We start from the raw sequence: 14,106 nt of genomic DNA, 5'->3' as shown, positions 1-14,106 counted from the left end.
CGTGTGACGGCTTATTCCAGCAGGCCGGCCTCACGATAGAAGCGCTCTGCGCCTGCGTGCAGCGGAACGCCGACGCCGCTCAGGGCGGTATCGGGCGTGATCGTCTTGCCCTTGGCGTGGCCCACATCCAGCAGCTTGCGCGAGTTGTCGTTCCAAAGCGCCTTGGTGATCTGGTAGATCAGCTCGTCATCCTCTTCCGCCGAGGTGAACCACTGCGCCCCGACCGCCACGGTCGGCGTCGTATCGACACCCTCATAGGTGCCCGCGGGGATCTCGCTCTGCGCGAAGAAGCCGTATTTGTCGGTCAGCGCCGCGGCACCCGCTCCATCGATCGGAACAAGCTTGATATCCTCTGCCGAGGCCAGCTCGACCAGCGATCCTGTCGGATAACCCGCCACCACGAAAAACGCGTCGATCCGCCCGTTGCGCAGCGCATCGGAGGCCGCATTACCCTTCAGCGCCTCAGCGGTGAGATTGTCGACGCCCAGACCGTTGGCCTCGAGGATCAGCAGCGCATCGACATAGGTGCCCGAGCCCGGCTCATCCAGCGACACGCGCTTGCCCGCCAGATCGGCGACACTGTTGATCCCGCTGTCGGCCTTGGCGACAAGGTGGATATGCTCTTCGAAGAGCGCCGCGATCGTGCGCAGGTTCTCGGCGGGGGGCTGGCCCTCCATCGTGCCGGTGCCGGTATAGGCCCAATAGGCCACGTCCGACTGGGCAAAGCCCGAATTGCGCAAGCCCGAGACGATGGCATTGATGTTGTCGACCGACCCGCGCGACGACACCGCCGACGCGATCAGACCGTCCACACCACAGCTGCCGCCCTCTTCGCAGGGGCGCGATCCGGGCGGTTTCGAGATGGCATTGGCGATCACGCCGCCGACCGGATAATAGGTATACGCCGTTCCACCGGTACCGATGGTGAAGAACTTCAACTCCTGTGCAACAGACGCACCTGCCAGACCAAGGCTCAGAACGGCCCCCGCGACAAATGTCCGTGCGATTTTTACCATAGTATTCACTGGGTTCTCCCTGCAGTTTTGTGAGACATTTTCGGCCACTCTACCGGGCCGGTACTGCGCTTACAACGCATCTCTTGGGCTCTTGCGCTCTGGCGCGCATTGCATGTCGGGCTTTCCTTCGGTCAGTCATGCGATTGCAGCCCCCATCGCTGCGCCAGCCGCGCGGTGACGCCGATGATCGAACTGGCAAAGGGCAGGATGATGAAAATACGCACCACGTGAAAGGCCGTGACCACCGCCAGACCGTCCTCGAGGATCTTCGCCGTCAGGGCCATTTCCGTGACACTGCCCGGCGCCGTCGAGAGCATCATCACCTGCCATTTCTCATCCGTGATCCATGTCAGAGCCATTCCCATGCAGATGCAAAGCGCGATCAGCAGAAGCGACGCCATGATCGCCCCCGGGATGAACCCGCGCGCATGTCGCACCAGATCACGGTCGAACACCGCCCCCAGCCAGACGCCCAGAAACACCTGCGCCAGCACCAGCACCGGATAGGGATAGGCGGTGATCGGCAGGCTGAACGCCGCCGCCAGCGCCGCCCCGCCAAGCGATCCCACGAAAAACGGATTGGCCAGCCGCACCGCGCGCGCCGCATAGGCCCCCGCCACGCCCGCAAGCGCCAGAAGCAGCGCCCCCGATGCCGTCCACTCCATCCGGCTCAGCGCCGCGACCGGGTCTTTCACCGTGCCGTCAAGCGCCACGATGGCCGGCGGAATCAGAAGCACCAGCAACATGATCCGCAACGTCTGCGCAAAAACCACCGGGCCGGGCCGCACATTGTGCTTGACCGCCAGCGTGGCGCTTTCCACCGGCCCCATCGGGATCGAGGCCAGAACCGCCGTGATGATATCGGCCCGCGTGACCCGCATCAGGAATGCCGCCACCACGAAGCCAAGCCCGATCGTCAGGATCGCCGCCCCCACCATCGGAATGAGCAACGACACCATCGCCCCCACCGCCTCGGGGGTGAACGACAGCCCCACGGATGTCGCGACAAGAACCTGCCCGATCTGGCGGGTCTGCCCCGGCACCGGCAGCGGTCGGTCAAGCATCCGCACGCTCGAGGCAAAGACCATCGCCCCGATCATCCAGGGCAGCGGAAAATGCAGCCAATGCGCCACCAGCCCGAAAAGCAGCGCCCCCGCATAGATCGCCACCAGATGCACAAGGCGCCTGAGCGACCAGTCCGGTGTCATCTCGGGCATCTTCCGGTCGCCTCAGTCCAGCGGCACAAGGCCGGGACCAGAACACTGCGCAGCGCCGGGGCGGATCGCACCACCCTGCCATCTCTGCCGTGTCTGCCGCTCCCGCTGCCGCGCCATGCGCCTGCGCCTCACTTCGGGCACTCCCCCTCGCCGATGTCCCAGAACAGGCCCGCCATCAAGCGCAGCGCATCCCGGCAGACCGGCTTGAGAACATGCTCATCCGGCGCATGTTGCGAACAACCCCGATAGGAATGCGGCACCCAGACGGTGGGCAATCCAAGAATATCCGTGAAGGCGTCATTGGGCAACGAGCCTGCCAGATTGGGCAGGATATGCGGCGCCTGCCCCGCGGTGCGTTCCAGCGACGCCGCGACAAAGGTGACCCACGGGTGATCCGGCGACAGCCGGGTGGCACGGAAAAAGCCGCGCTCATGCGGCACGATCTGCACCTTTTCGAACCCCTGTGCATCCAGATGCCGGCGCAGCGCGGGCACGATATCCTCGGGGGTCGTGCCCACCACGTAGCGCAGCTGGCATGTGGCGCGTGCATGGGCCGAAATCGCGTTGACCGGCGCCTCTGGCACGCCGCTCTTCATCGCCAGCACCGCAAAACTGTTCCAGCCATAGGCGCGCTCGGCCGGGGTCAGGCTTTCCTCGCCCCAATCCTCGTCGATCGACGGCCCGTCGCCCCCTGCGATCGGCAGATCGCGCAGCGCCGCGCGCACGTCATCGCTCAGGCTGTCGGGCCGCCATTCGGGGATCCGGATCTGGCCGCGCACATCGGTGATCGTGGACAGCGCCTGCGCAAGGATCATCGCGGGATCCGCCAGCAGCCCGCCCCAATTGCCCGAATGATGCGCACCTTCGCGCAGATCCACCACCAGATCGAAGGTCACGCCCCCGCGCGAGCCCATGAACATCGTCGGTGTCTCGGGCTGCAGGCGCGGCCCGTCCGAGGCGATCAGCACATCCGCCGACAAATCCGCCTTGTGCGCCTCGAAAAACTCCGCCAGCCCCGGCGAGCCGGTCTCTTCGCCGGTCTCGATCACCATGCGGCAGTTGAAACCAAGCTGCCCGCGCGTCTGCAGCACCGCCTCCAGCGCCGCGATATTGATCAGATGCTGGCCCTTGTTGTCCGCACTGCCCCGCCCATAAAGCCGCTCGCCCTCTTCAATCAGGCGAAAGGGATGCAGCCCCTCGCGCCACTGGTCGGCCTGGGCGCGGATCACATCGCCATGCCCATAGCTCAGCACGGTGGGCAGATCGTCGCCCTCGTGGCGCTCGGCCACAAGGATCGGCCCCGCGCCCTGCACCGGATTGGGATGGATCTTGCAGCGAAACCCCATGCCGGTCAGCCGCTCGGTCATCGCCTCTTCAAGATAGCGCGCCAGTTCGGCCGCCTGTGCGGGGTTCTGGCTTTCGGTCTCATAGGCCACGAGATCGGACAGTTCGGCCTGAAAGCGGCCCTCGTCGAAAAAACTGGATACGGTTTCGATTGCGGAATTGCGTGTCATTTTGTGCCTGTCAGGTTGTCTTCGCAAATGGCGTCGCCCCAGGGCGACATGATCTCGGTGCAGCCGCTGTTGCAACCGTCACGGCGCATCACGCCCGCCGGACAGGCGAACGCATAGGGAAACGGGCTGCGGCGGGTGGTGATGACGGGATGATCCGCGGCCAGCGCCTCGATCACGGGGGCTGGCAGGGTCTCGTCGGCGACGATGGTCCTGCCCCCCGAGACATCGATGCGCGGCTGGTGAAAGGCCTGCCCCACATCCATCCCGAAATCGACGACGAAAGACGCCATCTGCGCCATCGCCGACACGATCTTGCGCCCCCCCGAGGCCCCGAAGGCAAAGCGCGTCTCGCCGCTCTCGCCAAGGATCGGGCAGACATTCATCAGGCATCTCTTGCCCGCGCCAAGCGAATTGGGCCGCCCCGGCACCGGGTCGAACCACATGATCCCGTTGTTCATCAGCAACCCCGTCGAGGGCGACACGACCCTTGAGCCGAAAATCGACAAAAGCGTCTGTGTCTGAGCGACCATGTTGCCATGCCGGTCGACCACCGAGAAATGCGTGGTGCAGCCCGGATGGGTCTCGGCCTCGCCGGTATCTCCCATGGTCTGCAGCCGCTCGGCATAGGCGTCGAACAGCCCGCCCGCGGTGGCGCGAAACGACGTGGCATCCGGCTCCGGGCCAAAGCCTGTCTGCGCCATCGCTTGAAATGCGTGCCGCAAGGTCGGCCCCGCCGTCAGGCCCGGCACCGCATGAATCTGCCCGCCGCGATACCCGAAACTCAGCGCCTCGCTGAACTGTGCGCGGTAGCTGCGCAAATCCTCGTGGCTCAGGCTGCCTCCCTTGGCCTGCATGTCCGCCGCCAGCGCCGCCCCCAGGTCGCCGTCATAAAACGCGCGGGCACCCTCGCGCGCCAGCGTCTGCAGCGTGTCGGCCATGCGCGACTGATCGAGCCGCTGTTCGGCCAGCGCCGTCCAGCCGCTGATCTTCGGCCATTGCCCATCCTCCAGAAACAGCGCCGCCGCATCCGCGTCCTTGGCCAGCTCCCGTGTCGTCGAGGCGATGACCAGCGCGGCATACCAGTCCACCAAAAGCCCCTCTCGGGCGAACCCGATGGCCGGCGCCAGCAGATCGGCCCAGGGCATCCTGCCATAGCGCGCATGCATCTGGCCCATGCCATCCACGACACCCGGCACCGCCACGGCCGTGGCACCCTGCACGTTGCGATTGTCCACCACCTCTTCCCAAGGGAAGAGATCACCGGCAAGCCCCTTGCCGCTCAGAGGATAGTCTGCAGGGTCCAACGCCCCCGGCGCGCGCATCCCGAAATTCAGCGCCTCGGCGCGCGCCTCGTCCGCGCGCCACAGCATCAGCGCGCCGCCGCCCGCCGGGCCACTCATCCACGGCTCCAGAACACCAATGGCGAACGAAGTGGCGATCGCGGCATCCACCGCATCGCCGCCCGCCTCCAGAACATCCGCCCCCGCCTGTGCCGCCAGCCTGTGCTGGGCCGCGACAACGCCCTTGTCGGTCTCGATCACGGTCTTCGTGGTGCGCGCCGTGCGCGACAGGTTCACCGACATCTCAGGCCACCTTCGCGTCATATATCGGGCTTTGCGGATCGTGCAGATGGCATTCCACCCGGCCATGCCCGGTATCCACGGGCCTCGGCGCCACTGCCTTGCAATGCGAAGTGGCCATCGGACAGCGCGGATGGAACTGGCACCCCGAAGGCGGGTCGATCGGATTGGGATAGGCCATGCCAAGTTGCGTGTCCGGCACGCCAAGCCCCGGCTCGGGCGTCAGCACCGATTTCAACAATGCCTGCGTATACGGATGCCCCGCCCTGTCGAACAGGCCCGCCACATCCGATTCCTCGACGATCCGACCCAGATACATCACCGCCACGCGCGTCGCCAGATGCTCGACCACCGCCAGATCGTGACTGATGAACAGATAGGTCAGCCCGAATTCGCGCCGCAGATCCCCCAGCAGGTTCAGGATCTGGCTCTGCACCGACACATCCAGTGCCGATGTCGGCTCGTCGCAGATCACGATCTCGGGCTTCATGATGAGCGCTCGGGCAATCGCCACGCGCTGCCGCTGACCACCCGACATCTGGCTGGGATAGGTGTTCATCACCCGCGCCGGCAGCCCCACGATATCGAGGATGTCGCGCACCTTGCGCTCCCACTCCTCGGGGCCGCCCACCTTGTGCACCCGTAGCGGCAACGAGACGATGTCGAAAATGCTCTTGCGCGGATTGAGCGAGGAATAGGGATCCTGAAAGATCGGCTGGATGCGCCGCGCAAGGCTCAGCCGGTCTTGTGCGAGGATTTCCTTGCCGTCGATCATGACCTGCCCATGGGTCGGCGCCTCCAGCCCCAGCAGGATCTTGGCCAGCGTGGACTTGCCGCAGCCCGACTCGCCCACAAGGCCCAGCACCTCGCCGCGCGGCAGCGACAGCGACACGTCGTTGACCGCCGTCAGCGGCTTGGCCTTGCCGAAAATCCCCTGCTTGACGCGGTATGTCTTGGTGACGCCCCGCAATTCCAGCACGGCTTGGGATGTCTCTTGGCTCATGCGAGGGCCTCCTCTTCGGCGTGGCGCTTGCCGTCCTCGTGAACGCAGCGGAACTTGTGGCCCGCCTCGCCGCGCAGCGGGATCGCCTCGTGGCAGGCCGGCACCGCATGCGCACAGCGCGTGCGAAACGCGCAGCCCCGGATATCGCCGATCAGCGACGGCACGATGCCCGGGATCGTGCCAAGCCGGCTTCCGCGCTCGGTCTTGCCGGGCAGCGGGATGCAGCGCAAAAGCCCGCGCGTATAGGGATGGGTCGGCGTGTTGAACACCTCGGTCGCGGCCCCCGTCTCCACCAGCTCGCCCGCATACATCACCGCCACCTTGTCGGCCACGCGCGCCACCACGCCCAGATCATGGGTGATCAGGATCATCGCCATGTTCATCTCTCGGCCCAGATCATGCAGCAAGCGCAGGATCTGCGCCTGGATCGTCACGTCGAGCGCCGTGGTCGGCTCGTCCGCGATGATCAGCTCGGGCTCGCACATCAGCGCCATGGCGATCATCACCCGCTGGCGCAGCCCCCCCGACAACTGATGCGGATATTGCGACAACCGGCTTTCGGCGGCGGTGATCCCCACTTTTTCCAGCAGTTCCACCGCGCGGGCGCGCGCCGCCTCTCGCCCCACCTTGCGGTGCAGCAACAGCGCCTCGGTCAGCTGATCGCCGATCGTATAGGCCGGGTTGAGGCTCGTCATCGGCTCCTGAAAGATCATCGACATCCGCGCGCCCCGCAGACTGCGCATGGTGCGCGGGCTGGCGGTGGTCAGGTCGGTGCCGTCGAACTCCAGCCGGTCCGCGCCCCGGCGGATGGCCTTGCCCAGAAGGCCCATCACCGCCAGCGAGGTCAGCGACTTGCCCGACCCGCTCTCGCCCACGATACACAGGGTCTCGCCCCGGTTCAGATCGAAATCGATCCCCCGCACCGCGTGCAGCGTGCCACCCCCGACCGGAATGTCGATGGTAAGGTTTCGGACACTCAGCAAAGGTTTGTCCATTCTCTCAGCTCCGGTTTTCCGGGGCGGTCACGTCGCGCAGACCGTCCCCCATCAGATTGATCGCCAGCACCAGCAGGAACAGCACCGCGCCGGGAATAAGCACCAGCCACGGCTCGAACAGCATCATGTTCTTGCCCTCCGACACCATCAGCCCCCAGCTCGGGGTCGGCGGCTGGACGCCCAGACCCAGAAAGGACAGCGCCGCCTCCAGCAAGATGGCATGCGCCATTTCCAGCGTGACCACCACGATGAGGTTGTTGGCGATATTGGGCATGATCTCGGACAGGATCACACGCGGGGTCGACGCGCCGATCGCGCGTGCGGCGGCCACGTATTCGCGCCCCCTCACCTGCAATGTCGAGGCGCGCATGACCACCGCGAAGCGGTCCCACAGCAAAAGCCCCAGCACCACGATCACCACCTGCAACGAGCCGCCCAGAATGGCCACCACCGCCAGCGCCACCAGCACCACCGGCATCGCAAGGCGCACATTGATGAGGAACGTGACAACCATGTCCACGCGCCCCCCGAAATAGCCCGCGGCCACCCCCATCGCCGTGCCGATCACACCCGAGATCAGCGCGGCAATCGCCCCGATCATCAGCGACACCCGCGCGCCATAGATCAGGCGCGACAGGTAATCGCGGCCCAGATGGTCGGTGCCAAGCGGATGCTCCCAGCTGCCCCCCAGAAACACCGGCGGCTCCATCCGGTTCATCAGGCTCTGGGCATAAGGATCATGCGGCGCCAGCAGCGGCGCAAAGATCGCCACGAACAGCAACAGCCCCAGCACGACGGCCCCGATCAGCAACCCCTGATGGCCGAAGATGCGCTTGCGCAGCATCTGTCCCGGGGTCGGGCCGATGATCTCCTGAAGAAGCGGGTCTTTGGTTTCGCTCATCGCCATGTCAGCTGCTCCGCATGCGCGGATCGAGCCATGCGTTCAGCACATCCGCGAGAAAAGTGAAAACGATGTAGAACATCGAAAAGACCAGGATCAGCGCCTGCACCGTGGGCAGATCGTTGCGCGCGATGCTTTCCCACGCCAGATAACCCGCGCCATGCAGCGCAAAGATCGACTCCACCACGATCGAGCCGCCCAGCATGAACCCCATCTGCACCGCCGCCAGCGACACCACCGGGATGATCGCATTGCGCAGCGCGTGCCGGAACAGCACCCGCCCCTCGGGCGCGCCCTTGGCGCGCGCCGTGCGGATGTAATCGGATGCCAGCACATCCAGCATCCCCGCCCGCGTCAGGCGCATGATCGCGGGCATCGCGTAATAGCCCAACACGATGGTCGGCATGATGAAATGCGCCGGGCTCGACGCGCCCGAGGGCGGCAACCAGCCCAGCTTGATCGCGAAAACCACGATCAGGATCAGACCGAACCAGAAGCTCGGCATCGCCTGCCCCGCCACCGACAGAAACAGCGCCACCCGGTCGATGATCGAATTCGGCCGGATCGCGGCCGCCACGCCAAGCGGCACGGCGGTCGCCAGCGCAAAGGTGATCCCGCAGACCCCAAGCGTCATCGTCACGCTCAGCCGCTCGGCGATGAGCGACGCCACCGGCAGCCGGAAATAATAGCTCTCCCCGAAATCGCCCTGCACCGCCGACAGCAGCCAGTCGAAATACTGCACCAGCATCGGCCGATCGAAGCCATACAGCTTGCGGATCGCTTCGATATCCTCGCCGCTGCCGGTCTCCCCGGCCAGCGCAGCCGCAGGATCGCCGGCCATGAACAGCAACGTGAAACTGATGAACGAGACGGTAAAGGCCACCAGAACGGCAAGCCCCAATCGTTTCAGAATAAAGATAAGCACGGGCAAAACCCTTTTCTCGTCGCGCGCACGGGCGCGAGACCACGGTCAATGTCGGGCGGACCCTCTCGGGGCACCGGGCAAACCGGCGGGCGGCGCATCACGCACCGCCCGCAGCTTTTCAGCGATCAGTTCCAGGACATGGTCGTGAAGCGCAGCACCTCATCGGCGGTGGGCGTGTACGCGACCTCGTCGGTATAGACGTAATTCGTGTTGTACGAGAACATCGGCGCCCAATAGGCCTGATCGGTGATCCGCTCGATGGCCTTGGTGTAATGCTCGATGCGCACCTCCGGATCGGTCGAACTGTCGGCCACGTTCAGATCCGCCAGAACCTGGTCGTCGCGCGCATCGTCCAGCGAGCCATGCTTGAAGAACTGACTCACCATCGCCGAGGCATCGTTGATCGAGAAGCTGCCCCAGGTCAGGAAGGCCAGCGGCACCTCGCCTTTCATGTTCTGCTCGCGCAGGGCGGAATATTGCAGGAACTTGAAATCGGTCTTGATGCCGACCGCGTTCAGATAGCTCATGATCGCTTCGGCATATTCGCGGTCGCGATAGGCATAGAACTCGATGGTGAACCCGTCGGGATAGCCCGCCTCGGCCAGAAGCGCGCGCGCCTTCTCGGGATCGTAGTCATAGGTCTTGGCCGCCTCTTCGACACAGCCGAACTGGCTGGGGAAGCAGGGCGTATAGACGACGCGCGACTTGCCCTTCAGCAGCGCATTCACCAGCTCTTCGCGGTTGATCGCGTGATTGATCGCCCGCCGCACCCGCAGATCGGTGACCGGCGTATCGCCCGACCGGCCCGCCGCATCCATGTTCAGGTATCCCACCCGCATCGTGGATTCGTTCTGCACCGTGAAGCGGCCCATCTCGGCCAGCTTTTCGGCCTGATCGGCAGGCACCTGCCAGATCATGTCCAGCGATCCGCTGAACAGCTCGGCCATCTGGGTGTTCACATCCGGGATCGTGCGGATATCCACATTGCCGATCTCAGGCTGACCCTTGGGGCTGTCGTGATAATTCTCGTTCTTCTCGAGCACGAAATGCTGGCCCGGAACGACCGACACGACCTTGTAAGGCCCGGTCCCCACCGGATTGAGCCCCATGCCGCTGGGTCCTGCCTCGGCGTAATACTGATCGGGATACATCGACACCGGACCCGACAGGAATTCGATCGCCGCCGGGAATTTTTCCTTCAGCAGGATGCGCACCGTGTAATCATCGACCTTCTCGGCCGATTTCATCCAGTTGACATTGCGCTGCGTCTTGACGCCGTTTTCTTCCTTGGCGACGAAATTGACCGTGTAGACCACGTCATCGGCGTTGAACGGCTCGCCATTGTGGAAGGTCACACCCTCGCGCAGCTTCAACTCCAGCGTCGTGTCGTCGATCCATTCCCACGACGTGGCCAGATTGCCCGAATACTCGTTGGTCACCGGATCGCGATAGATCAGACCATCCCAGATCGCACGCTGCAGGACCACGCCCTCGCGCGACGAGTTGAAATAGCTGTCCACGTTTTCCAGCTCCTTGGTGAAGGCCACGCGCAGCGTGTCATTCGCCTTGTCGGCCAGCGCAGCCCCCGCCGACGCCGCCAGCGCCAGCCCCGCGATCGAGGATTTCAACCATGTTTTCCGCATCACTGTCTCCCTTGCGTGAAAGGACGATCCGTCATGTTCCGTTCGCCCGGTTTATATCTTGACGCCGTATCATATTATGATACTTAAAACTTATATATGATCCATAATGCGAAACCGGGGCTGAGCGTCAACCCCTTTCCTCCGCCGCGCGCGCAAACACAGGGCACGTCCATGGACTCGAAACAGAACACGCTCTATGTCGCATCGCTTGCCAAAGGGCTGCGCCTCCTGCGCGCCTTTGACGAAGGCAATACCGAGCTGTCACTGGGCGAACTGGCCCAGCGCAGCGGGCTCGACAAAAGCGCGACCCAGCGTCTGGCCAACACGCTTCACATGGAGGGGATGCTCGACAAGGATCCCGACACGCGCCGCTTCCGCCCCTCTCACGCCTGGCTGCAGCTGGCCTATGCCTATTACTGGTCCGATCCTCTGGTCGGACAGGCGATCCCCAAGCTGATCGACCTCGCGCAGGAGCTGGGCGAGACGGTGAACCTCGCCGAGATGTCCGGCGATCATATCGTCTATGTCAGCCGCCTGCCCTGCAAACGCACCTATTTCGCGGCAACGATCATCGGGCGTCGTCTGCCTGCGCTCTCGACATCAGCGGGCCGGGCGATTCTCTCCACCTATCCCGAACAAGAACGCAACGCCGCGATCGACAACTGGCCGATCAAGGTATTCACCCCCGGCACCACCACCGACCGCGCCGAGATCCGGCGCAGCGTCGAAGAGGCGGTGCATGACGGGTTCGCGATCTCCACGGGTCAGATGATCCTCAACGAAATCGGCGTCGCCTCTCCGATCATCGGCCATGACGGGCGCGCGCATGCCGCCGTCCAATGCTCGGTTTCCGCCCATACCTGGAGCCGCGAAAAGATCGAGCAGCACATTCTGCCCGCGCTTCAGGACACCGCCAACGCGATCTCGCCGTCGTTCCAGCCCTACCGCTCAGGCGGCCTGGGCGCGTCCGATCCGGCCTGATCTCCTGCCGTAGAGTCGCGCCGAACACGTCGCGCGCGCCGCCTTCCCCGCTCAGGGCCGCCGCATCCGGCGCAGCCCGAAGATAAGCCCGATCCCCGCCGCCAGCATCGGCAAGCCCGCCGGAAGCGGCACCGGCGCGATGAAGGCCTCGCGCAGCTCCGCACCGCTCCGCGCCGTGCCGGCAATCACGAAACGCTCGAAATTCCGGAACTCCCCGAACAAGGACGCGCCGTCCTGCGCCCGAACGGTGATCCCGAAGGCGGTCTCATCCAGCAGATCGACCTTCAGGATATCCTCCCAATCATAGCTCGTCGCGAATGTCAGCGTATCGCGCCCCGCGCCGCCGTCGAAAATGCCGTTCCGGATCAACGTCCCCGAGGCGATATCGAAGATATTCAGGAAATCGTCCGACGCCCCGAACAGCACATCCCCCACGATCTCGCTGTCATCGAGCAGGCTCACGGTGCTGCGCATATGCCCCTGCCCGAAGCGGATCGCCGTGCCGCCCGTGCCCTCGATCCGGCCCGCATTCTCGATCTGCTGATGCGCGCTGTTGCGCTCATCAAGAACGATCCCGGCATATCCCCGGATTTCCCCGCCATTGCCCAGAAAAAGATCCCTCCCCGAGGCCGCGACATGCAGGGCGGCACTGCCGCTCCGCTCCGCCCGCGCCTCGATGCGCCCGTCATTCCGCACCCGCCCGCTGGCGATGCTCACCCCGAAGGTCCAGCCCGAGATATCGCTGTTGCGCTCGGTCTCCACCTGCCCCTCGATCACCTCGAGCGCCGTGCCCGACGCGCTCGCGATGCGCCCCCCGGCCCGGTTGACCACATCGAGCCGGACGCCGCCGCTTTGCCGGATCCCGCCGGCCTCGCCCCGGATGATCCCCTCATTCTCGACACGCGCCGCATTCGCATCGATCACGATCCCGGTTCCGGTCACGCTGCGGATCTCCCCGGTGATCCCGTTCTCGACGCGGATCGCATCAAGACCCTCGATATCCACCGCATCGCCCGACCGGCCTTCGATCAGCCCCTCGTTGCGCAGCCTCGAGCCGGTCGCGGCCTGCAACGCCACGGCCGGCGCGCTTGCGCTGGCGATGATCCCGGCCCCCGCCGCGTTGCCGATCTCCACCGCGCCCCGCCCCGACACCGCAGGCCCCCCGGCGCTCCGGATCGACCCGATGCCCTCGTTGCGCAGCCTCGAGCCTGCACCCAGCGCAACACCGCCCATCCCCCCTGAGATGGTGCCGGAATTCGTCACGACACCCGATAGTCCCGCATCCACCCCAAGTCCGAACTGGCTCTCGATCACCGATAGCGGCCCATTGCTCAGCGACAGCCCGACACCCGCCTCGATCGCGGAGCCGCTCAGCGCGGTGATCCGTCCCTCGCCCGTATTGCGCACCGTTAAACGGCTCAATCCCCTGATCGTCGAGGCCGGTCCCGTCGCCCGGATCGTGGCCGCGGTATTGGCGACAAGCGCCCCATCCGCCGCGCGGATGGCCGAGCCTTGCAGCGACGAGATCCGCGCCCCCGCCTGATTGGTGATCACCCCCTCGCCACGCAGCGAAATCGCATCGCCGGCGACCGCGCTGATCTCGGCGCCCACATCGTTGCGGATCGCATAGCCGGCGTCGGCGGTGACGGCATCGCCATTGGCCCCGGCACTGATGCGCGCGCCGGAATTGGTCAACTCAAGACCCAGCCCCGCCTTGAGCGCGGTCCCGTCCACCGACAGGATCTCGCCGCCCGCCATGTTCATCACCTTGGCCGACACACCGCCCGCCACCGTCGCCGCGCGCCCGGCAGAGGACAAACTGCCCTGATTGCTCAGGGTCAGCCCCGTGCCCGCGACAATCGCCTGCCCCGACAGGCTCCGGATCGTCGCGCCGGACATGTTGGTGATCGTGGCGCCTTGCGCCACATCGATCGCCGCCGCACTCTGGCCGATGATGGTGCCGGCATTCCGGATGACCGCCTGCAGCGGCGCCACCACGCCCCTTTGCACGCCATTGACCTCGCCCTGATTGAGGATCGTCGGCGCGACCCCGGTCAGCCACAGCGCATCCGTCGTCGATATCACCGTTCCCAAAATACTCACGGTGACATGGCCCAGCCCAGAGGCGAACCCGTCGATATCGACCCCGGAGCACAGGACCGCGCTTGGATCGAACGGGATGGGGGCGCAATCGGCCCACGCCGCTGCCGGGATCATGCCGATGGAAAGTGCACATGCGAAAGAAGGGCCGCGTAAATTCATGTCTTGCCTTGAATATCTTGTCTGAATATCCCCCCAGCCTTCTCGCCCAGCGCTCTCATGTCAAGCCCG

11 protein-coding genes are annotated in these 14,106 nt (G+C 65.1%); 1 reads left to right on the top strand and 10 read right to left on the bottom strand.

The annotated features are described in order from the left end of the window. Positions 1-11: 11 nt before the first annotated feature. The 9 genes from F3H35_RS08460 to F3H35_RS08420 form a co-directional block, all read right to left on the bottom strand. Entirely contained in the window at positions 12-1,016 is a 1,005-nt protein-coding gene (locus tag F3H35_RS08460) for a TAXI family TRAP transporter solute-binding subunit (RefSeq protein ID WP_149779165.1), read from the bottom strand. A 131-nt stretch (positions 1,017-1,147) separates the two neighbouring features. Continuing rightward, entirely contained in the window at positions 1,148-2,233 is a 1,086-nt protein-coding gene (locus F3H35_RS08455; protein WP_149779164.1) for an AbrB family transcriptional regulator, read from the bottom strand. A gap of 128 nt (positions 2,234-2,361) precedes the next feature. Further along, complete coding sequence (locus F3H35_RS08450) at positions 2,362-3,747, bottom strand: M20 family metallopeptidase (RefSeq protein WP_149779163.1); 1,386 nt, start codon at positions 3,745-3,747, stop codon at positions 2,362-2,364. After that, positions 3,744-5,330: a gamma-glutamyltransferase family protein gene (locus F3H35_RS08445; protein ID WP_149779162.1), complete on the bottom strand. Its 1,587-nt coding sequence runs from the start codon at positions 5,328-5,330 to the stop codon at positions 3,744-3,746. The genes F3H35_RS08450 and F3H35_RS08445 overlap by 4 nt, the downstream gene beginning before the upstream one ends. Before the next feature lies 1 nt (position 5,331). Continuing rightward, positions 5,332-6,330, bottom strand: a complete 999-nt coding sequence (locus F3H35_RS08440; protein WP_149779161.1) for an ABC transporter ATP-binding protein — start codon at positions 6,328-6,330, stop codon at positions 5,332-5,334. Beyond that, on the bottom strand, positions 6,327-7,325 hold the full coding sequence (locus F3H35_RS08435; protein WP_149779160.1) for an ABC transporter ATP-binding protein: 999 nt from the start codon (positions 7,323-7,325) through the stop codon (positions 6,327-6,329). Before F3H35_RS08435 ends, F3H35_RS08440 begins: the two co-directional genes overlap by 4 nt. A 4-nt stretch (positions 7,326-7,329) precedes the next feature. Continuing rightward, a complete protein-coding gene (locus F3H35_RS08430) occupies positions 7,330-8,226 on the bottom strand; it encodes an ABC transporter permease (protein WP_149779213.1) in 897 nt (298 codons plus the stop codon). A gap of 7 nt (positions 8,227-8,233) precedes the next feature. Next, positions 8,234-9,151, bottom strand: a complete 918-nt coding sequence (locus tag F3H35_RS08425) for an ABC transporter permease (RefSeq protein ID WP_149779159.1) — start codon at positions 9,149-9,151, stop codon at positions 8,234-8,236. Between the two features lie 125 nt (positions 9,152-9,276). Next, entirely contained in the window at positions 9,277-10,794 is a 1,518-nt protein-coding gene (locus F3H35_RS08420; protein WP_188129922.1) for an ABC transporter substrate-binding protein, read from the bottom strand. Between the two features lie 171 nt (positions 10,795-10,965). On the opposite strand from F3H35_RS08420, the gene F3H35_RS08415 reads away from it, so the two are divergent. After that, the gene (locus F3H35_RS08415) at positions 10,966-11,775 is read left to right on the top strand and encodes an IclR family transcriptional regulator (protein WP_149779157.1); all 810 of its coding nucleotides are present in this window, start codon (positions 10,966-10,968) and stop codon (positions 11,773-11,775) included. Positions 11,776-11,826: 51 nt separating this feature from the next. Here the strand turns inward: F3H35_RS08415 and F3H35_RS08410 are convergent, their stop codons facing one another. Then, positions 11,827-13,992 (bottom strand): hypothetical protein, encoded by a 2,166-nt coding sequence (locus F3H35_RS08410; protein WP_149779156.1) that lies wholly within the window; start codon positions 13,990-13,992, stop codon positions 11,827-11,829. Between the last annotated feature and the right edge of the window lie 114 nt (positions 13,993-14,106).

The sequence above is a fragment of the Roseovarius litoreus genome (genome assembly GCF_900142765.1).
GTDB lineage: Bacteria > Pseudomonadota > Alphaproteobacteria > Rhodobacterales > Rhodobacteraceae > Roseovarius > Roseovarius litoreus.
Note: the sequence above shows the minus strand (reverse complement) of the source record. Positions and strands in the feature narration are given on the sequence as shown.